This window comes from Methylobacterium sp. E-041, from assembly GCF_022829665.1.
GTDB lineage: Bacteria > Pseudomonadota > Alphaproteobacteria > Rhizobiales > Beijerinckiaceae > Methylobacterium.
In genome coordinates, this window is sequence record NZ_JAKSYQ010000076.1 from 174,175 (window position 1) to 192,548 (window position 18,374).

Genomic DNA, 18,374 nt, shown 5'->3' on the forward strand with positions numbered 1-18,374 from the left:
GCGCCATGACCACCTCCGACGATCCGACCCTGAGCCGCCTCGGCGCGGCCCTGGCCGACCTGCCCAGGCGCGGCCTGCCGCCGGTCGAGACCTGGAACCCGCCCGATTGCGGGGCGATCGACATGCGCATCGCCGCCGACGGCACGTGGTTCCATGCGGGCACGCCGATCCGCCGCCCGAAGATGGTCAAGCTCTTCGCCTCGATCCTGCGGCGCGAGCCCGACGGCACCACCGTCCTGGTCACGCCGGTGGAGAAGGTCTCGATCGTGGTGGAGGATGCGGCCTTCCTCGCCGTCGAGATGGCGGTCGACGGCGCGGGCGAGGCGCGCCGCATCAGCTTCCGCACCAACGTCGACGACCTCGTGCCCGTCGACGCCGAGCACGAGCTCCGCTTCGCGCAAGGCGAGGCCGGGGCGCTCAAGCCCTATCTCCACGTCCGCCGCGGCCTCTGGGCGCTGGTGACGCGGGCGCTCACCTACGACCTCGTCGCCCTGGCCGAGGAACGCGACCTCGACGGCGCCCCCTGGCTCGGGATCGCCGCCGGCGGCCGCTTCCACCGCATCGCCCCGGCCGATGCGGCGTGAGCATCGTGGGCAGCCCGACCCGCGACGCGGACCTCGCCGACTTCCTGGCGCGCGCCGAAGCGCGTCTCGCGCGCGACCCGCCCGGGCCGGACGACCCGACCTCGAACCCGCGCGGCGACCACAGCCTGGAGCCCGACGGCAGCGCCGTGATCCCGCCGCCGCCCCATCGCCGGGCGGCCGTGCTGGTGCCGGTCGTCGCGCGCGACGCCGGCCTCGCGATCGTGCTGACGCAGCGCGCCGCCCACCTGCGCGACCATTCCGGCCAGGTCGCGCTGCCCGGCGGCAAGATCGACCCGACCGATGCGAGCCCGCACGCGGCGGCCTTGCGCGAGGCCGAGGAGGAGATCGGCCTGTCGCCGGAGCGCGTGCGGATGCTGGGCTACCTCGATCCCTACCTGTCCGGCACCGGGTTCCTGGTGGCGCCGGTGATCGGGCTGATCGACCCGGAGGCGCGCCTCGCGCCGAACCCGGCCGAGGTCGACGCGATCTTCGAGGTGCCCTTGGCGGTGCTCGCCGACCGCGCGCGCTACGAGCTGCGGATGCGGGTGTGGCAGGGGCGCGAGCGGCGATTCTACGCCCTCCCCTACGGCGAGCGGCTGATCTGGGGTGTGACAGCGGGCATCCTGCACAACCTCGCCGAACGGCTCGATTTCGGGCGGCCGAAGGCCCAATCTTAAGCCGCGCGGGGATCGCCCGCGCCCAATGATCGGGTGCCATGCTGCGTCGCTTCGTGGAGGAGTTCGGGCTCTTCCTGCTGCCCTTCGGGCTGTTCTTCGCCTACCTGCTGCTCGTCGGCCGCAACCCGCTGCAGCGGGCGCACTGGGACGCGCAGGCCTTCCGCCTCGTCCTGGCCGGCTTGGCCGTGGTGATCGCCTCAATGGTCGCCTCGGGCCTGTTCTCCGAGCGCCATGCCGCCGGCTTCGTGCCGACCCACATGGAGAACGGCCGCCTGGTGCCGGGCGAGTTCCGCTGATGCGCAGCCTCGACCCCGAGGGCCCGGCACGGCTGCTCGCCAGGCCGGAGGTGCGGGCGGCGCTCGGCGCCCTGGACCAGGCCGGCGAGGAGACCCGCCTCGTCGGCGGCTGCGTCCGCGACGCGCTCCTCGGGATCGACGCCGCCGACATCGACCTGGCGACGACGCTGCTGCCCGACGCCGTGATCGCCCGCGCGCGGGCGACGGGCCTCAAGGCGGTTCCGACCGGGATCGAGCACGGCACCGTCACGCTGGTCGTCGCCGGCCGACCGGTCGAGGTCACGACCCTGCGCGAGGACGTCGAGACCGACGGGCGGCACGCGGTCGTCCGCTTCGGCCGCGACTTCGTGCGCGACGCCGAGCGGCGGGACTTCACGGTCAACGCGCTCTCGCTCGGGGCCGACGGCACGCTGCACGACACCACCGGCGGCCGCGCCGACCTCGCGGCCGCCCGCGTCCGCTTCATCGGGGACCCCGCGACCCGGATCCGCGAGGACGCCCTGCGCATCCTCCGGTTCTTCCGCTTCCATGCCCGCTTCGGCGAGGGCCGACCGGACGCGGACGCGCTCGCCGCCTGCATCGCCGCGCGGGCGGCCCTCGACGGCCTGTCGCGGGAGCGCGTGCGATCGGAATTCCTGAAGCTTCTGGCCGCGCCGCATGCGCTCGAGGCGGTCGATGTCCTCGCCGAGACCGGCCTCCTGGCCCGCATCACCGGGGGCGTCGCCGAGAGGGGGCGTCTGTCGCGCGCGATCGCGGTTGGCGCTCCGACGATCCACCGGCTCGCCGCCCTTTCCGTGACGACGCGGGCCGATGCCGAGCGCCTCGCCGAGAGCCTTCGCCTGTCCAAGGCCGAGCTCGTCGCCCTCGATGCTTATGCCCGCGCCCTAGCCGCCTTGAAGACCCGGGCCGTGATCGACATTCCGGCGCTGCGGGCGCTCGCGGCCGAGCACGGAACGGCGGCCCTGGGGGCGGCGCTGGCCGTCGTCGCCGGCGAGCCGCGGCCGGTGATCGGGGCCGACGCCGCGGCCGCCTGGCGGGACATGAAGGACGGACCGGCCCCGGTCCTGCCGGTGACCGGCGCGATCCTCGTCGCCCGCGGCATCCCGGCCGGGCCGCGGATCGGGCTCGCCCTGGCGGCGGCGCGGCGGCGCTGGCTCGACCAGGGCTGTCCCGTCGGCCCGGAAGCGGCCGAGGCGCTGATCGCGCACGTCCTCGACATGGAAAAGCCCGCCGAACCGCACCGGTGACGGCGGTTCGAGCGGGCTTCGGTAGCCTCGGCCGAGAGCGGCGAACGGCTCAGAGCTTGAGGAGGTTCTTGGTCTCCTGGAGCTGGACGATCTGGCCGTTCAGCTCCTCGCGCTTCTGCAGGTCCTCGGTGGCGTCGCGCTGCAGCTCGGCCGCCTCAATGTCGCGGTCGAGGGATTCCGGGGTCAGCTCCTCGATCGGCGCCGCGCGCTCGGCCAGCACCGTCACCCCGGTCGGGCCGATGTCGGCGAAGCCGCCGCGGACGTAGATGCGCTTGCCGCTGTTGGCGCGCTCGGTGACCACGATCACGCCGACGCGGAGCGAGGTCAGCACCGGAGCGTGGCCGGCGAGGACGGTCATCTCGCCCTCGGTGCCGGGAAGCTGCACCGACTCGACCTCGCCGGAATACAGCGACCGCTCGGGGCCGACGAAATCGAAGTGGAAGGTGGCCATGCGCTCGGAATCCCGACGTTTGTCATTCCCGGCACGCGGCCTGCTGAAGGCTGCGTGCCGACCTGAGAGGTTAGGCCCTGCGCCGGTCCGTGGCGAAGCCGAGGCCGAAGCCGACCAGAGCGCCGATGCCGGCGAACAGGCCGATATGCTGCATCTGACCGGTGGTCAGCTCGCCGCCCCGGGCACCGGCCGGGCGGTCGCCCTGCACCTCGACCGAGAGCGGCCCGATCTTGAGCTCGGCCGCCTCGGGCCGCGTGACGTAGCCGACGAGGCCGCCGGCCAGGAGGCCGACGACCAGAAGGACGATCTTGCCGTTCAAGACCTCAGGCGGCCTTCAGCTTCTTGGCCTTGGCCTGGGCGTCCTCGATGGTGCCGACCATGTAGAAGGCCGCCTCCGGCAGGTCGTCGTACTTGCCCTCGACGAGGCCCTTGAAGCCCTTGATGGTGTCTTCCAGCGGCACCTGGATGCCCGGCGAGCCGGTGAAGATCTCGGCCACCGAGAACGGCTGCGAGAAGAAGCGCTCGATCTTGCGGGCGCGGGCCACGGTCAGCTTGTCCTCTTCCGACAGCTCGTCCATCCCGAGGATGGCGATGATGTCCTGGAGCGACTTGTAGCGCTGCAGCGTCTGCTGGACCTTGCGGGCCACCTCGTAGTGCTCCTCGCCGAGGATCGCCGGCGAGAGCATGCGCGAGGTCGAGTCGAGCGGGTCCACCGCCGGGTAGATGCCCTTCTCGGCGATCGAGCGCGACAGCGTCGTGGTCGCGTCGAGGTGGGCGAAGGAGGCGGCGGGCGCCGGATCGGTCAGATCGTCGGCCGGCACGTAGATCGCCTGCACCGAGGTGATCGAGCCCTTGTTGGTGGTGGTGATGCGCTCCTGCAGGGCGCCCATGTCGGTGGCCAGCGTCGGCTGGTAGCCCACCGCGGACGGGATGCGGCCGAGCAGCGCCGACACTTCCGAGCCGGCCTGGGTGAAGCGGAAGATGTTGTCCACGAAGAACAGCACGTCCTGGCCCTGGTCGCGGAAGTCCTCGGCGATGGTGAGGCCGGTGAGCGCGACGCGCGAGCGGGCGCCGGGCGACTCGTTCATCTGGCCGTAGACCAGCGCGCACTTGGAGCCCTCGGCCGAGCCGTTATGCTCCTTCGGGTCCATGTTGACCTTGGACTCGATCATCTCGTGGTAGAGATCGTTGCCCTCGCGGGTGCGCTCGCCGACGCCGGCGAAGACCGAGTAGCCGGAGTGCACCTTGGCGATGTTGTTGATCAGCTCCATGATCAGCACGGTCTTGCCGACGCCGGCGCCGCCGAACAGGCCGATCTTGCCGCCCTTGGCGTAGGGAGCGAGCAGGTCGACCACCTTGATGCCGGTGACGAGGATCTGCGACTCGGTCGACTGATCGGTATAGTCCGGCGCCGGCTGGTGGATGGCGCGCAGGCTGTCGGACTGGATCGGGCCGGCCTCGTCGATCGGCTCGCCGATGACGTTCATGATGCGGCCGAGCGTGTTGTGGCCGACCGGCACCATGATCGGCGAACCCGTGTCCGTGCATTCCTGCCCGCGGGTCAGGCCCTCGGAAGTGTCCATCGCGATGCAGCGCACGGTGCTCTCGCCGAGCTGGGCGGCGACTTCGAGAACGAGGCGGGCGCCGTTGTTCTTGGTCTCGAGCGCGTTCAGGATCTCAGGCAGGTGGCCGTCGAACTGGACGTCGACGACGGGGCCGATGACCTGGGTGATCTTGCCGACCTTGTTGGAGCCGGCGCCGGGGAGAGCGGTGTTTGCCATGATTGCGTGCCCTTGAAAGGTATGCGGTCGGTGCGCCGGTGAGGGCGCTTAGAGGGCTTCGGCGCCCGAGATGATCTCGATGAGTTCCTTGGTGATCATCGCCTGACGCGTGCGGTTGTAGATCAGCGTCTGCTTCTTGATCATCTCGCCCGCGTTGCGGGTCGCGGAATCCATGGCGCTCATGCGGGCGCCCTGCTCGGAGGCCGCGTTCTCCAGGAGCGCCCGGTAGACCTGGACCGTGAGGTTCTTCGGCAGCAGCGTCTCGAGGATCGCTTCCTCGGACGGCTCGAACTCCAGAGCCGAGTCGGCTGGCGCGCCGGTGGTGCTAGCGACGCCCTCGGGCAGCTCCGCCGGGATCAGCCGCTGCGCCGTCGGGATCTGCGAGATCACCGAACGGAACTCGGAGAAGAACAGCGTCGCGACGTCGAACTCGCCGGCCTCGTACCGGGTCAGGATCTTGTCGGCGATCTCGGCGGCGAAGGGGTAGTCCACTGGGCGGTTGCCGCGGATGTCCTGGCTCTCGACGATCTGCTCGCGGAACTGGCGGCGCAGCTGGTCGAGGCCCTTCTTGCCGACCGTCATCATCTTGACGGTCTTGCCCTCGGCCGTGAGCTTGTCGGCATGGGCCCGCGCCAGGCGCGCGATCGACGAGTTGAAGGCGCCGCACAGGCCGCGGTCGCCGGTGCAGACGATCAGCAGGTGCGTCTGGTCCTTGCCGGTGCCGGCCAGCAGCTTCGGGGCGCCGACGCCGCCGACGAGGTTCCCGGCGAGGTTGCCGAGCACGGCCGCCATCTTCTCGGCGTAGGGCCGGCCGCTCTCGGCGGCCGTCTGGGCGCGCCGCAGCTTCGCGGCGGCGACCATCTGCATCGCCTTGGTGATCTTCTGCGTCGCCTTCACCGAAGTGATGCGGTTGCGCAGATCCTTCAAACTCGCCATCGGGTGGTCCGGTCTCTCAGGGCCTGTTCACGATCGGGCGCCCGTCGCCGGGCGCCCGATGCGGCGGGTTCTCAGTTCGCGAGCGACTTGGCCACGCCCTCGACCACGCTCTTCAGCTTGGCGGCGCTGTCGTCAGACAGGTCCTTCGAGTCGCGGATGGTGGAGAGCAGGTCGGCGTGCTTGGAGCGCAGCGCGGAGAGCAGCGCGTCCTCGAACGGGCGGACCTTCGCCACCGGCATCTTGTCGAGGTAGCCGTTGACGCCGGCGTAGATCACCGCGACCTGCTCTTCCATCTTCAGCGGCGAGAATTGCGGCTGCTTCAGGAGCTCGGTGAGGCGCGAGCCGCGGTTGAGCAGCTGCTGGGTCGAGGCGTCCAGATCCGAGCCGAACTGGGCGAAGGCCGCCATCTCGCGGTACTGCGCCAGCTCGCCCTTGATCTTGCCGGCGACCTTCTTCATCGCCTTGGTCTGGGCCGAGGAGCCGACGCGCGAGACCGACAGGCCGACGTTCACCGCCGGGCGGATGCCCTGGTAGAACAGGTCGGTCTCCAGGAAGATCTGGCCGTCGGTGATCGAGATCACGTTGGTCGGGATGTAGGCCGAGACGTCGTTAGCCTGGGTCTCGATGACCGGAAGGGCGGTCAGCGAGCCGTTGCCGGCGGCATCGCCCATCTTGGCGGCGCGCTCGAGCAGGCGCGAGTGCAGGTAGAACACGTCGCCGGGATAGGCCTCGCGGCCCGGCGGGCGGCGCAGCAGCAGCGACATCTGGCGGTAGGCCACGGCCTGCTTGGAGAGATCGTCGTACGAGATCACGGCGTGCATGCCGTTGTCGCGGAAGTACTCGCCCATGGCGCAGCCGGCGAACGGCGCGATGAACTGCATCGGCGCGGCGTCCGAGGCGGTGGCGGCGATGACGATCGAGTACTCCATCGCGCCCTGGTCCTCGAGGACCTTCACGAACTGGGCCACCGTCGAGCGCTTCTGGCCGATCGCGACGTAGATGCAGTAGAGCTTCGAGGTCTCGTCGCCGCCCGCGGCGTGGCCGGGCTTCTGGTTCAGGATCGTGTCGAGCACGATCGCGGTCTTGCCGGTCTGGCGATCGCCGATGATCAGCTCGCGCTGGCCGCGGCCGACCGGGATCAGGGCGTCGACGGCCTTGAGGCCGGTCGCCATCGGCTCGTGCACCGACTTGCGCGGGATGATGCCCGGCGCCTTTACGTCGACGCGGCGACGCTCGGTAGACTGGATCGGGCCCTTGCCGTCGATCGGGTTGCCGAGCCCGTCCACGACGCGGCCGAGCAGGGCCTTGCCGACCGGCACGTCCACGATCGCGCCGGTGCGCTTGACGGTCTGGCCTTCCTTGATGTCGCGATCGGAGCCGAAGATCACGATGCCGACGTTGTCCTGCTCGAGGTTGAGCGCCATGCCGCGCACGCCTGACTCGAACTCGACCATCTCGCCGGCCTGGACGTTGTCGAGGCCGTAGGCGCGGGCGATGCCGTCGCCGACGGACAGGACCTGGCCGACCTCGGAGACTTCGGCTTCCTCGCCGAAGTTCTTGATCTGGTCTTTCAGGATCGCGGAGATCTCGGCGGCGCGGATGTCCATCGTCGGGCCCTTCAGTTCGTTCGAATCAGGTGTTTACGTGTGATGGCGGGAGCCGGAGCGTCCTGTCGGACGGCCTAGCGCGCTTCCCGCATCGCGAGACGGATGCCGTTGAGCTTGGTCCGGAGCGAGGCGTCGACCATGCGCGAGCCCATCTTCACGATGAGGCCGCCGATCAGGCTGGGGTCGACGTGCAGGTCGAGGTCGATCTCGGACTTGGCGACGTCGCGCAAGCTCGCCTTGATCTCTTCCAGCACCGCGTCGGAGGGACGCTCCGCCACCCGGACCTCGGCGCGGACGATGCCCTTCGACTCGCGCACCAGGCTGCGGAACGCGGAGATCATGCCGGGCAGCGCGAACAGGCGGCGGTTGGCGGCCGAGAGGCGGATGAAGTTGGCGGCCAGGCCGGTGATGCCGGCCTTCTCGAGGATCGCGCCGATCGCGGCGGCCTGCTCCTCGCCGGAGAAGACCGGGCTGCGCACGAGGCGGCGGAGGTCGGCGCTCTCCTTGAGCAGGGCGTCGAAGCGCTCCAGGCCCTCGGCCGTCGCATCGACCTGACGCTCGTCACGGGCGAGATCGAACAGGGCGGAGGCGTATCGACCCGACACGCCGCCGACCAGGGAACCCTCGGAACCGTTCTGCGCCACCCGTCGCTCTCTCTTGTTCCTTGGCCCTTCGGTTCCGACCGGGCCGCGCCGTACTGAGGGCGCCGGGCCGGAGACCGTCGGGAAATGGGATTGTGCCGGGCGGTCGGGGACCATGAAGATCCCTCGGCCGGCGCGGCGACCGCCTAGCATGGCAACCGGAGCCGCGCAAGGCGATCGGCCGGCCGCGGCGCCCCGGCCGAGCTTGCGCGAAAGCCGCGATCCGCAGGCGTCGATCAGCAGGCGAGGCGATCGCACCGGCGCGTGGCGGCGATCATCTTCGCCATCGCCCGCGCGCCCGGATGGCCGAGGATGCCGGCATTGCCGAGCACGTAGGACGGGGTCGCGTAGAGGCCGAGATCGGCCGCGATCCGCATCTGGCTCTTGAGCGCTTCGCGGACCTCGTCGCTGTCGGCGATCGTCTCCAGATCCGGGCCGGCGATGCCGAGCGCGGTGCCGGCGGCGAGCGCGCCGGGGCCGTCGATCTTGCCGGGCTTGCCGAGCAGCTGGCCGTAGAAGGCCCAGGCGGCCTCGGAGCCGAGCTTGCGCTGGACGGCCAGCGCCACCTTGGCGGCCTGCGCCGATTGCGGCGACAGGATCGGGTTCTGCACCAGGCCGATCCGAAGCGCCGGGTCGGCGGCGTGCAGCGCGATCACGTCGGCGGCGGCCTTGCGGCAGTAGGGGCAGTTGAAGTCGAAGAACTCGTACAGCGTCGTCTCGGCCTCGCGCGGGCCGACATAGGTGACGCCGCGCAGGGACGCGATCTGCCCGGTGATCTCGCCGGGCAGCACCGAGTTGGCGACCGCCCTGCCCTCGTCGCTCGTCACCGCGACCCGCTGCCCGTAGGACTGGGCGCGGGCGGCCCCGGCGAGGGCGACGCCGGCTGCGGCCGAGGTCGCGAGGAGGTGGCGGCGGGTGAAGGGCATGGCGGCGTCCGGGCGGCGGTGTCGAGCCCGCGCATCAGCCCGGCGATTCAGGCGATGTCGGGGCCTTCGGCCGGATTGTTTCGCCGCGGGATCCGTTCGGCGCGAATTCTCGTCAGCGCATGTCGCCCGGCCGCTCGCCGGCGGCCCAGGCCAGCGCCTGCTCGAGCCGGTCGTTGCCCCAGAAGAGCTCGCCGTCGTCGGTCAGGAAGGTCGGGGCGCCGAAGATGCCGCGCGAGCGTGCCTCCTCGCCGACGACGCGGAGCTTGGTCTTGTTGGCCTCACTCGCCGCCGCCTTGAGCTGCTGCGTCCCGTCGAGGCCGAGGCCGTTGAGGATCTCGACCACCGCCGCGGGCTCCGCGATCGAGCGGCCGTGCGCGAAGCAGGATTCGAACACCGCCTTCGAGAACGGCACCAGCCAGTCCTGGTCCTGCCCGAGGATCGCGGCGCGGGTCGCGCTGAGGCTGTTCTGCGGGAACGGATCGGGGCGGCGCACGGGCGGCAGGCCGCAGCGCGCGGCTTCGCGCTCCAGGTCGCGCCACATGTTCCGGCCCTTAGCCGGGTAGAGGTTGAAGGGGGAGCTGGTCCAGCCCTGCGAGGCGAAGATCGGCCCGACCAGGAACGGGCGCCAGCGCACGGCGACGCCGGCCGCCGCGGCCAGTCCCTCGATCCGGGCGGCGGCGAGGTAGGAATAGGTCGAAGCGAACTCGTACCAGAACTCGAGGGTCGGCTGGCGCGCCATGGTGATCGCTTCTCCGGGTCTGGATGTCGGCACGCAAATCTCGCACCCGTCGGTGTCGGGAGCGAGGCGGCCTCGGGCGCGTGGACGAGGGTCCGCGACGCCCCGCACGCCTGATCGAACGTCCGTCCCGGCATGCCGGTTGCAGGCCGTTCCGGTTGCAGGCTTCGGGACGGCGCGATAAGCCGCCGCAACCCCCGGCCCGCCGCCCTTGGCCCCTCGCCTTCGGTCCGTCGCCCGAGGCCCTCGCCCCAAGTCCATCGCCCCAAGTCCCTCGCCCCTGCCCATCGCCGCGAACACCCGAAGGTCCGCATGTCCGAGCCCGACAAGAAGCCCGTGAACAAGGTGGTGCTGGCTTATTCCGGCGGCCTCGACACCTCGATCATCCTGAAATGGCTGCAGACGACCTACGGCTGCGAGGTGATCACCTTCACCGCCGATCTCGGGCAGGGCGAGGAGCTGGAGCCGGCCCGCCGCAAGGCGGAGCTGCTCGGGATCAAGCCGGAGAACATCTTCATCGAGGACCTGCGCGAGGAATTCGTGCGGGACTACGTGTTCCCGATGTTCCGCGCCAACGCGGTCTACGAGGGCGTCTACCTGCTCGGCACCTCGATCGCCCGGCCGCTGATCGCCAAGAAGCAGATCGAGATCGCCGAGCGCCTCGGCGCCGACGCGGTCTGCCACGGCGCCACCGGCAAGGGCAACGACCAGGTCCGGTTCGAGCTCGGCTACTACGCCCTGAAGCCCGACGTGACGGTCATCGCCCCCTGGCGCGAATGGGACCTGAAGAGCCGCGAGCAGTTGATCGCCTTCGCGGAAGCGCATCAGATCCCGATCGCCAAGGACAAGCGCGGCGAGAGCCCGTTCTCGGTGGACGCCAACCTCCTGCACGCCTCCTCCGAGGGCAAGGTGCTGGAGGACCCGGCCGACGAGGTGCCGGACTACGTCTTCTCGCGCACGCTCTCGCCCGAGGAGGCGCCCGACACGCCGACGATCATCACCGTTGGCTTCGAGAAGGGCGACGCGGTCTCCATCGACGGCGAGGCGCTGTCCCCGGCCTCGCTCCTGGCCAGGCTCAACCAGCTCGGCCACGACAACGGCATCGGCCGGCTCGACCTCGTCGAGAACCGCTTCGTCGGCATGAAGAGCCGCGGCATGTACGAGACGCCCGGCGGCACCATCCTGCTGCCGGCCCACCGCGCGATCGAGTCGATCACGCTGGACCGGGGCGCGGCGCACCTGAAGGACCAGATCATGCCGCAATACGCGGAGCTGATCTACAACGGCTTCTGGTTCTCGCCCGAGCGCGAGATGCTGCAGGCGCTGATCGACAAGAGCCAGGAGAAGGTCACCGGCGAGGTCCGGCTGAAGCTCTACAAGGGCGGCGTCCACGTCATCGGCCGGACGAGCCCGCACTCGCTCTACGACCAGGACCTCGTCACCTTCGAGGAAGGCGCCGTCGCCTACGACCACCGCGACGCGGCGGGCTTCATCAAGCTCAACGCGCTGCGGCTGCGGACCCTGGCGCAGCGCAAGAAGCGGGACGCCTGAGGGCCTGCACCCTCCCCCGCGAAGGGGGAGGGAAGCCGCCGGGCGACCGCGGCCTATGCGTAGTCGCCCGGCGCGATGTCGGCGTAGCGCAGGAAGATCTGCAGCGCCGGCTGGATCTCGTGGTGCAGGGCGGAATCCGGCACCGGCGTCGCGCCGTAGGGCGCCTCCGCGTCGACGCAGGGCACGTCCAGCGCATCGCTCCAGCGCACGGCGAGGTGCGGGATCAGCGCGAGGTGCTCGGCGGTGACGTCGAAGGTGATGTGCTCCGGCGTGGCGCCCTCCGCGTCGCGGAACACGTCGCCGGCCCGGCCCGGATCGAGCTTGGCCAGGGGGTTGTGGTACTGGTAGCGCCCGGGCTTGAGCACCGCGTGGCGGACGAAGGCGGCGAACGCCGCGCCAACCGCCCGGTGCTCCGCGTCGGCCCCCTCGTCGTCGCCGGTGACGTTGGCGATGTCGTCGTCCCGCGCGGTCGAGCCGTAGGGCGCGTCCGGGTGGATCATCGGCGCGCCCGCCCCGTCGGCGTTCCAGCCGACGACGAGGCGGCGGATCAGGGCGATCCGCTCCAGGGTGATCTCTGTGGTGCCGGTCTCGGCCATGGCGCTCGTTCTCGTTCGGATCACGCTCCCTAACCGCATCGGGCCGGCCTGCGAACCGGGGATCTGAAAAAACTCATCCCCTCAGGCAGCCCATCAGGCCCTCGACCTGCCCCATCCGGCCCTGGATGCGCTCGGCCTGCGCCCGCACCCCGCGCGAGGGCCGCCCGGCGCTGCGCCGGATCGGGTTCGGCAGGGTCGCGGCGAGCAGGGCCGCCTCGCCGCGGGTGAGGTCGCGGGCGTTCTTGCCGAACCAGTGCCGGGCGGCGGCCTGCGCGCCGTAGACGCCGTCGCCCCACTCGGCGACGTTGAGGTAGATCTCCATCATCCGCCGCTTGCCCCAGAGCGCGTCGAGGAGAAACGCGAGCGGGATCTCCAGCGCCTTGCGGAGGTAGGACCGGCCGGGCCAGAGGAAGACGTTCTTCACCGTCTGCATCGCGATCGTCGAGGCGCCGCGGCTCGGGCCGTCCTCGTCGTCGACCACGTCGCGCAGGGCCCCGACGTCGACCCCGTTGTCGAGGCAGAAGCGCTGGTCCTCGGAGGCGACGACCGCCTGGACCAGCGCCGGCGCGATCGCCGACAGCGGCACCGCCTCGCGAGCCACCGGCTGCAGCGTCAACCATCGCCCGAGCATCAGGGTTGAGGGCGGCGTCACCGCGCTATAGAGCAGCGCCAGCGCGAGCATGAGGACGATCCCGACCGCCGGGACGAGCAGGATGCGCCCGACGAGCTTCCGGACCCGCCGCGACGGTGGCGGCAGCTGCGGGCGCCCCAGCGACCTCAGGTCCCGCGCCTCGGTACTCTGCGCGTCGCGACCCGGCGCCGCTTTGCTATCGTCCGCCCGCACCGTGTCGCGTCCCACTCCCGCCAAGGCCCGTTCCCGATGACCTCAACGCAGGCTCACCCCGCTCCGGTCAAGTCGCAAGCCGCCGGCGACGGGTTTTCCCACAAGCTCGCCCGCGTGGCCGACACGGTGGAGACTTTCCTCGTCGAGCGCCTCGGCCCCGAGGTCGGCCCCGGCGAGATCGCGCGCCCGCCCCGCCTGATGGAGGCGATGCGCCATGCGGTGCTCGGCGGCGGCAAGCGCCTGCGCCCGTTTCTCGCGGTCGAGACCGCGCGCATGCTCGGCGGCTCCGAGGCCGGCGCGCTCGCGGCCGGCGCCGGCGTCGAGCTGGTGCACTGCTACTCGCTCGTCCACGACGACATGCCGGCGATGGACGACGACGACATGCGCCGCGGCAAGCCGACCGTGCACAAGGCCTACGACGAGGCCACCGCGATCCTCGTCGGCGACGCGCTGCAGACCCTGGCCTTCGAGATCGTGGCCGACCCGACCTGGCAGCCCGACCCGTCGATCCGTGCCGACCTCGTGCTCGGCCTCGCCCGCGCCTCGGGCTTGGGCGGCATGGTCGGCGGCCAGCTGCTCGACCTGACGGCGGAAGGCCGCTTCGGCCCGGTCTCCCTCGACGTGGACGACACGCTGCGGATGCAGGCGATGAAGACCGGCGCCATCCTCGCCTTCTCGGTCGAGGCCGGCGCGATGGTCGGCGGCGCCACCCGGGACGAGCGCGCCGCGCTGCTGCGCTACGGCCTCGCACTGGGCCAGGCCTTCCAGATCGCCGACGACATCCTCGACCGCGAGGCCTCGCCGGAGGCGATGGGCAAGGCCACCGGCAAGGACAAGGACGCCGGCAAGGCGACCCTCGTCGACCGCCTCGGCCTCGACGGCGCCCGGGCCGAGTGCGACCGGCTGGTCGGCGTCTGCGAGGAGGCGGTGGCCCGCTGGGGCGACCGGGCGCGGACCCTGTGCGAGGCGGCCCGGTTCACGGTGGCGCGGAAGGTGTGACGTTTCCAAAGCGGTCGAATCAGGGCGCGCGTTTCGTGCCGGTTCGATCGGATCGTCCCACCCACGCCCTCATCCTGAGGTGCCCGCGTGAGCGGGCCTCGAAGGAGTTCTCCAGCACCCTCGCGATCTCTGGAGCGTTCCTTCGAGGCCTCCGCTTCGCTCCATCGCCTCAGGATGCGGAAGTGGGGTGGGACAGTCGAAGATCGGTAAGGCCGGTCGAAGTGAGTCGTTACGGCTCTCAATGACCCATCGATAAGAGGCGAACTCCATGACCACCTACAAGCTCCTGCTCCTGCCCGGCGACGGGATCGGCCCCGAGGTGATGGCCGGCGTCGAGACGGTGCTGACGGCGCTGGCCGAGACCGGGCTCGCCACCTTCGAGACCGAGACCGACCTCGTCGGCGGCTCGGCCATCGACGCCCACGGCAAGCCGCTCTCGGATGCGACGCTGGCCAAGGCCGACGCGGCGGACGCGATCCTGCTCGGGGCCGTCGGCGGGCCGAAGTGGAACGGCGTGGCCTACGAGATCCGCCCCGAGGCCGGCCTGCTGCGGCTGCGCAAGGACCTCGGCCTGTTCGCGAACCTGCGCCCGGCGATCTGCTACCCGGCGCTGGCCGACGCCTCGGCGCTCAAGCGCGAGCTGGTCGAGGGCCTCGACATCATGATCGTGCGCGAGCTCACCGGCGGCGTGTACTTCGGCGAGCCGAAGGAGATCACCACCCTGCCCGACGGCTCGAAGCGGGCCGTGGACACGCAGGTCTACACCACCGCCGAGATCGAGCGGATCGCGCACGTCGCCTTCGATCTCGCGGGCAAGCGCTCCGGCCGGGTCGCCTCCGCCGAGAAGCACAACGTGATGAAGTCCGGCGTGCTGTGGAAGGAGGTCGTCACCGAGGTGCACGCCCGCCACTACGCGGGAATCGCGTTGGAGCACGTGCTCGCCGACAACTGCGCGATGCAGCTGGTGCGGCGCCCGAAGCAGTTCGACGTGCTGGTGACGGACAACCTGTTCGGCGACGTGCTCTCCGACGTCGCCGCCATGCTCACCGGCTCGCTCGGGATGCTGCCCTCGGCCTCCCTCGGCGCGGTCGACGCGCGCGGGACCCGGAAGGCGCTCTATGAGCCGGTGCACGGCTCGGCGCCCGACATTGCCGGCCAGGACAAGGCCAACCCGATCGCGATGATCGGCTCGCTCGCCATGTGTCTGCGCTACTCGTTCGGCCTCGGCGAGGCGGCCGACCTCGTCGACGGCGCAATCACCGCGGCGCTGGCCGGCGGCGCGCGCACGGCCGACATCGCGAGCGACGGCGCCCCGGTGCTCGGCACCCGCGCGATGGCCGAGCTGATCGCGTCCGAGCTGCGCGTCCGCGCGGCCTGAGCGGCGGGACGCCACGCATGAAAAAGGGCGCGCAGCCCGTGCTGCGCGCCCCGATCGACGAGGTCCGTGTCGGCTTAGTACGGGTTGCCGTAGCGCGCGACGTAGGAGGTCGGATCGATCGCGTCGATCGCCGAGAAGTCGACGTTGCGGATCGCGCTCGACCGGGCGCCGATGAACGGGCCGTTGGTGATCGGGTCGGGCAGGATGCCGCCGCCGTAGCCGTCGTTGCGGCCGTAGACCGGGTTGAGCTGGTTCGACTGCGCGATCAGGACCGGGTTGGTGGCCGGGTTGCTCACCGAGCCGTTGCCCGGCTCGACGACGTTGCCGGCATCCAGCCAGCTGCGCGGGCGGATGCGGATCGGCAGCGGACGGCTGACGCGGTAGCCCGGGGCGTAACCGTCCTGGGCCTGGACCGGCGCGGTGAAGCCGAGGCCGGTGACGGCGAGGGCGCCCAGCAGGGCGATCTTGATCGAGCGCATGACGCACCTTGTTTGAATGCGGGGTCGGGTATGGCGCCGAGAGATTAAGAATCCGGTGCCTGTTGCGGGGTAGACGCCCGAGCGCGGCCGCGGTTCCGGAAAAACGGCTCAGCTTGCGTGTTTTGCCGCATTGTCGCCCCAATCGCGCAAAGGGGCTCGCCGCCCCGATCACGCGAAGGGCTCGCTCAAGGATGCTGCGGTTTCCGCGCGGGCGGCGTGCGGCGCGGCACGATCGAGCCGGTGCGGCCTTCCGGCTCCCCGGACGACAGCGCCCGGATCGGGTCGCAGTTAGCGTCGCGGCGGCCCTCCGCGTCGGCGAAGACCGCGCTCGTGGCCGGGTCGGCGCGCGCGTCGAGGGTGAGCGCGTCGAGGGTGCAGGCGAGCGTGCGCGGCTCGGGCGGCTGCCCGAGGGGCGCACAGAGCCAGCCGTCGATCCGCGCCGGCTGGGCCTCCAGGGTGACGAAGCCGGTGCAGATCCGGCGCCCCGCGCCCGACAGCGTCGCCTCCAGCGTCTCGACCGCACCGAATTTCGTGGCGATCCGCCCGCGCTGGCCGGTCCGGATCACCGAGAGGTTCGGGCCCTCCGCCACCCGCCGGGCCAGGGTCACGAACAGGCCGGGCTGCGGCTCGGGGGCGTCCCGCGTCAGGGTGAGGCGCAGATGCGTCTCCTCGATCGCCGCGAAGTCGCCGCGGCCCAGCGTCTGCTCCTGTGGGCCGTGCCGCGGTTCGATCCGGGCGGCCTCGCCCGCCAGGTCGAGGCGCAGGCGCCCGGCCGTCTCGGCCGGGACGGCGGGCCGTAGCGCGAGCGTCATGGCCGGCACGAAGGCGATCCCGAGATCGGTGGTCGTGACGGGGGCCGGCGCCGGCTCGGGCGGACGCGTCCGGACCGTCTCGCGGGACAGCACGCTCAGCGCGCCGATCGTCAGCACGGCGCCGACCGCGCGGCCGGCGAAGGCGACGAGCCGCCACCGCCGCGGCGCGGCCGCCGCGGGCGCGAGGCCGGGGAACGTCTCGTCTGTGGCCATCGGATGCGGTCGCGCCTCGGGAAAGCACCTGCATCCTCCGCCCGGATCCCCTCCCCGGTGGTTTCGATCCGCCGCCCGAGGCCGGCTTTCTCGGCACGCGGTGAATCGAACCTTGCCGCGGGGATGCATGACGAAGCGCGGGAGGCATGACGCCGCCTCCCTTGACAGGCGAGCGACCCCGGCGCCTTGCTCCCGCCTTCCGCAGGTCCCACCTTGCGACGTCGCGGGGCCGGCGGGTCATGGCCCGACGCGGGCGGCGGATGCCGGGATCGCGCGCGGCAAGCGGAGTCTGATCGAGATGGGTTACAAGGTCGCCATCGTCGGCGCCACGGGGAACGTGGGCCGCGAGATGCTGGACATCCTCGCCGAGCGGGCCTTCCCCGCCGACGAGGTCGTGGCTCTGGCTTCGCGCCGCAGCCAGGGCCAGGAAGTCTCCTTCGGCGACAAGATCCTCAAGGTCAAAGCCCTCGACACCTACGACTTCTCCGACACCGACATCTGCCTGATGTCGGCCGGCGGCGAGACCTCCAAGGAGTGGTCGCCCCGCATCGGCGCGCAGGGCTGCGTGGTGATTGATAACTCGTCGGCGTTCCGCTACGAGTCGGACGTGCCGCTGATCGTGCCCGAGGTGAACGCCGACGCGGTGGTCGGCTTCTCCAAGCGCAACATCATCGCCAACCCGAACTGCTCGACGGCGCAGCTCGTGGTCGCCCTGAAGCCGCTGCACGAGGCGGCGACGATCAAGCGCGTGGTGATCTCGACCTACCAGTCGGTCTCCGGCGCCGGCAAGGACGCGATGGACGAGCTGTTCAACCAGACCCGCGCCGTGTTCACGGCCGGCGAGGTGAAGCAGGAGAAGTTCACCAAGCGCATCGCCTTCAACGTCATCCCGCACATCGACGTGTTCATGGAGGACGGCTACACCAAGGAAGAGTGGAAGCTGGTCGCCGAGACCAAGAAGATGCTCGACCCCAAGATCAAGCTCACGGCCACCGCCGTGCGCGTGCCGGTGTTCATCGGCCACGCGGAGGCCGTCAACGTCGAGTTCGAGCGCCCGATCTCCGCCGAGGAGGCGACCGCGATCCTGCGCTCGGCGCCCGGCATCCTGGTGATCGATAAGCGCGAGAACGGCGGCTACATGACCCCGCACGAGGCGGCGGGCGAGGACGCGACCTACATCTCCCGCATCCGCGAGGACGCGACGGTGGAGAACGGCCTGAACTTCTGGTGCGTCTCGGACAACCTGCGCAAGGGCGCCGCCCTGAACACGGTCCAGATCGCCGAGCTCCTGATCAACCGCAAGCTGATCGGGCGGGACAGGAAGGCGGCCTGAACGTCGTCCGACGATCGGGATCCATGATTGATCGAGGCGCCGTCCCGCTGGTCGGGCGGCGCCTTTTCATTTTGCAGATCAGGCTGCCGAGCGATGAATCTCGATCTTGGACCGCACCTGCTCCTCGTCGCTCTCGCATCGACCAGCCCGGCGATCGCGAACGACGATCTGATGAAGCATCTGGCGAACCCGGCCGAGCAGGTGCTGCAGACGGTCGACTACGCCAACACGCGCTATTCGAAGCTCGACCAGATCAACGCGGGCAACGTCAAGAACCTCCAGGTGGC

At 70.9% G+C, this 18,374-nt stretch carries 20 protein-coding genes and 1 pseudogene; 9 read left to right on the plus strand and 12 right to left on the minus strand.

Annotation, left to right across the window (positions count from 1 at the left end; genetic code table 11):
• The first annotated feature begins 5 nt into the window (after positions 1-5).
• The 4 genes from MKK70_RS07770 to MKK70_RS07785 are packed head-to-tail and all read left to right on the plus strand — an operon-like array spanning position 6 to position 2,804.
• Positions 6-584 (plus strand): DUF1285 domain-containing protein, encoded by a 579-nt coding sequence (locus tag MKK70_RS07770; RefSeq protein WP_243946694.1) that lies wholly within the window; start codon positions 6-8, stop codon positions 582-584.
• The gene (locus tag MKK70_RS07775; RefSeq protein WP_243946696.1) at positions 581-1,261 is read left to right on the plus strand and encodes a CoA pyrophosphatase; all 681 of its coding nucleotides are present in this window, start codon (positions 581-583) and stop codon (positions 1,259-1,261) included. Before MKK70_RS07770 ends, MKK70_RS07775 begins: the two co-directional genes overlap by 4 nt.
• Positions 1,262-1,299: 38 nt before the next feature.
• Entirely contained in the window at positions 1,300-1,557 is a 258-nt protein-coding gene (locus MKK70_RS07780) for a DUF6111 family protein (protein ID WP_147843531.1), read from the plus strand.
• Positions 1,557-2,804, plus strand: coding sequence for a CCA tRNA nucleotidyltransferase (locus MKK70_RS07785; protein ID WP_243946698.1), 1,248 nt, complete (start codon positions 1,557-1,559; stop codon positions 2,802-2,804). Before MKK70_RS07780 ends, MKK70_RS07785 begins: the two co-directional genes overlap by 1 nt.
• Positions 2,805-2,853: 49 nt before the next feature.
• On the opposite strand, the gene MKK70_RS07790 is transcribed toward MKK70_RS07785, so the two are convergent.
• The 8 genes from MKK70_RS07790 to MKK70_RS07825 all read right to left on the minus strand — a co-directional run bounded on the left by MKK70_RS07790 (position 2,854) and on the right by MKK70_RS07825 (position 9,885).
• The gene (locus MKK70_RS07790) at positions 2,854-3,255 is read right to left on the minus strand and encodes a F0F1 ATP synthase subunit epsilon (RefSeq protein WP_147728188.1); all 402 of its coding nucleotides are present in this window, start codon (positions 3,253-3,255) and stop codon (positions 2,854-2,856) included.
• Positions 3,256-3,325: 70 nt separating this feature from the next.
• Positions 3,326-3,574, minus strand: a complete 249-nt coding sequence (locus MKK70_RS07795) for a hypothetical protein (RefSeq protein ID WP_243946700.1) — start codon at positions 3,572-3,574, stop codon at positions 3,326-3,328.
• 4 nt (positions 3,575-3,578) lie between these two features.
• Positions 3,579-5,036: a F0F1 ATP synthase subunit beta gene (atpD, locus tag MKK70_RS07800; RefSeq protein WP_147728190.1), complete on the minus strand. Its 1,458-nt coding sequence runs from the start codon at positions 5,034-5,036 to the stop codon at positions 3,579-3,581.
• Positions 5,037-5,084: 48 nt separating this feature from the next.
• Entirely contained in the window at positions 5,085-5,972 is an 888-nt protein-coding gene (locus MKK70_RS07805) for a F0F1 ATP synthase subunit gamma (protein WP_147728191.1), read from the minus strand.
• Positions 5,973-6,043: 71 nt separating this feature from the next.
• Entirely contained in the window at positions 6,044-7,579 is a 1,536-nt protein-coding gene (gene atpA, locus MKK70_RS07810; protein WP_147728192.1) for a F0F1 ATP synthase subunit alpha, read from the minus strand.
• A gap of 74 nt (positions 7,580-7,653) precedes the next feature.
• A complete protein-coding gene (locus MKK70_RS07815) occupies positions 7,654-8,223 on the minus strand; it encodes a F0F1 ATP synthase subunit delta (RefSeq protein ID WP_147728193.1) in 570 nt (189 codons plus the stop codon).
• Between the two features lie 233 nt (positions 8,224-8,456).
• Complete coding sequence (locus tag MKK70_RS07820) at positions 8,457-9,146, minus strand: DsbA family protein (protein ID WP_243932154.1); 690 nt, start codon at positions 9,144-9,146, stop codon at positions 8,457-8,459.
• Between the two features lie 112 nt (positions 9,147-9,258).
• Positions 9,259-9,885, minus strand: coding sequence for a 2-hydroxychromene-2-carboxylate isomerase (locus MKK70_RS07825; protein WP_147729303.1), 627 nt, complete (start codon positions 9,883-9,885; stop codon positions 9,259-9,261).
• 309 nt (positions 9,886-10,194) lie between these two features.
• Here MKK70_RS07825 and MKK70_RS07830 point away from each other — a divergent pair, with 309 nt between their 5' ends.
• Positions 10,195-11,433 (plus strand): argininosuccinate synthase, encoded by a 1,239-nt coding sequence (locus MKK70_RS07830; RefSeq protein WP_147729302.1) that lies wholly within the window; start codon positions 10,195-10,197, stop codon positions 11,431-11,433.
• Positions 11,434-11,486: 53 nt separating this feature from the next.
• On the opposite strand, the gene MKK70_RS07835 is transcribed toward MKK70_RS07830, so the two are convergent.
• Both MKK70_RS07835 and mtgA read right to left on the minus strand, forming a co-directional pair.
• Positions 11,487-12,029 carry a hypothetical protein gene (locus MKK70_RS07835; protein ID WP_243946702.1) on the minus strand — a complete coding sequence of 181 codons (543 nt, stop codon included), beginning with the start codon at positions 12,027-12,029 and terminating at the stop codon, positions 11,487-11,489.
• Positions 12,030-12,102: 73 nt separating this feature from the next.
• Positions 12,103-12,711, minus strand: a complete 609-nt coding sequence (mtgA, locus tag MKK70_RS07840; protein WP_405044393.1) for a monofunctional biosynthetic peptidoglycan transglycosylase — start codon at positions 12,709-12,711, stop codon at positions 12,103-12,105.
• A 198-nt stretch (positions 12,712-12,909) separates the two neighbouring features.
• Between mtgA and MKK70_RS07845 the strand changes: the two genes are divergently transcribed.
• Positions 12,910-13,872: a polyprenyl synthetase family protein gene (locus tag MKK70_RS07845; protein ID WP_147728945.1), complete on the plus strand. Its 963-nt coding sequence runs from the start codon at positions 12,910-12,912 to the stop codon at positions 13,870-13,872.
• Between the two features lie 268 nt (positions 13,873-14,140).
• Positions 14,141-15,250, plus strand: coding sequence for a 3-isopropylmalate dehydrogenase (gene leuB / locus MKK70_RS07850; RefSeq protein WP_243932152.1), 1,110 nt, complete (start codon positions 14,141-14,143; stop codon positions 15,248-15,250).
• 74 nt (positions 15,251-15,324) lie between these two features.
• On the opposite strand, the gene MKK70_RS07855 is transcribed toward leuB, so the two are convergent.
• Both MKK70_RS07855 and MKK70_RS07860 read right to left on the minus strand, forming a co-directional pair.
• Positions 15,325-15,729 (minus strand): hypothetical protein, encoded by a 405-nt coding sequence (locus MKK70_RS07855; protein ID WP_147729876.1) that lies wholly within the window; start codon positions 15,727-15,729, stop codon positions 15,325-15,327.
• Positions 15,730-15,914: 185 nt separating this feature from the next.
• On the minus strand, positions 15,915-16,754 hold the full coding sequence (locus tag MKK70_RS07860) for a hypothetical protein (RefSeq protein ID WP_243946703.1): 840 nt from the start codon (positions 16,752-16,754) through the stop codon (positions 15,915-15,917).
• A gap of 298 nt (positions 16,755-17,052) precedes the next feature.
• On the opposite strand from MKK70_RS07860, the gene MKK70_RS07865 reads away from it, so the two are divergent.
• Together MKK70_RS07865 and MKK70_RS07870 are read left to right on the plus strand one after the other, a co-directional pair.
• Positions 17,053-18,087 carry an aspartate-semialdehyde dehydrogenase gene (locus MKK70_RS07865; RefSeq protein ID WP_147729787.1) on the plus strand — a complete coding sequence of 345 codons (1,035 nt, stop codon included), beginning with the start codon at positions 17,053-17,055 and terminating at the stop codon, positions 18,085-18,087.
• 93 nt (positions 18,088-18,180) lie between these two features.
• Positions 18,181-18,374 (plus strand): annotated as a pseudogene (locus MKK70_RS07870) (PQQ-dependent dehydrogenase, methanol/ethanol family); the annotation flags it as partial.

Coding starts and splice junctions, on each gene's coding strand:
- MKK70_RS07770 (WP_243946694.1), top strand. CDS start 6: ATGACCACCTCCGACGATCCGACCCTGAGCCGCCTCGGCGCGGCCCTG.
- MKK70_RS07780 (WP_147843531.1), top strand. CDS start 1,300: ATGCTGCGTCGCTTCGTGGAGGAGTTCGGGCTCTTCCTGCTGCCCTTC.
- MKK70_RS07785 (WP_243946698.1), top strand. CDS start 1,557: ATGCGCAGCCTCGACCCCGAGGGCCCGGCACGGCTGCTCGCCAGGCCG.
- MKK70_RS07790 (WP_147728188.1), bottom strand. CDS start 3,255: ATGGCCACCTTCCACTTCGATTTCGTCGGCCCCGAGCGGTCGCTGTAT.
- atpD (WP_147728190.1), bottom strand. CDS start 5,036: ATGGCAAACACCGCTCTCCCCGGCGCCGGCTCCAACAAGGTCGGCAAG.
- MKK70_RS07805 (WP_147728191.1), bottom strand. CDS start 5,972: ATGGCGAGTTTGAAGGATCTGCGCAACCGCATCACTTCGGTGAAGGCG.
- atpA (WP_147728192.1), bottom strand. CDS start 7,579: ATGGACATCCGCGCCGCCGAGATCTCCGCGATCCTGAAAGACCAGATC.
- MKK70_RS07820 (WP_243932154.1), bottom strand. CDS start 9,146: ATGCCCTTCACCCGCCGCCACCTCCTCGCGACCTCGGCCGCAGCCGGC.
- MKK70_RS07825 (WP_147729303.1), bottom strand. CDS start 9,885: ATGGCGCGCCAGCCGACCCTCGAGTTCTGGTACGAGTTCGCTTCGACC.
- MKK70_RS07830 (WP_147729302.1), top strand. CDS start 10,195: ATGTCCGAGCCCGACAAGAAGCCCGTGAACAAGGTGGTGCTGGCTTAT.
- MKK70_RS07835 (WP_243946702.1), bottom strand. CDS start 12,029: ATGGCCGAGACCGGCACCACAGAGATCACCCTGGAGCGGATCGCCCTG.
- mtgA (WP_405044393.1), bottom strand. CDS start 12,711: ATGCTCGCGCTGGCGCTGCTCTATAGCGCGGTGACGCCGCCCTCAACC.
- MKK70_RS07845 (WP_147728945.1), top strand. CDS start 12,910: ATGACCTCAACGCAGGCTCACCCCGCTCCGGTCAAGTCGCAAGCCGCC.
- leuB (WP_243932152.1), top strand. CDS start 14,141: ATGACCACCTACAAGCTCCTGCTCCTGCCCGGCGACGGGATCGGCCCC.
- MKK70_RS07855 (WP_147729876.1), bottom strand. CDS start 15,729: ATGCGCTCGATCAAGATCGCCCTGCTGGGCGCCCTCGCCGTCACCGGC.
- MKK70_RS07860 (WP_243946703.1), bottom strand. CDS start 16,754: ATGGCCACAGACGAGACGTTCCCCGGCCTCGCGCCCGCGGCGGCCGCG.
- MKK70_RS07865 (WP_147729787.1), top strand. CDS start 17,053: ATGGGTTACAAGGTCGCCATCGTCGGCGCCACGGGGAACGTGGGCCGC.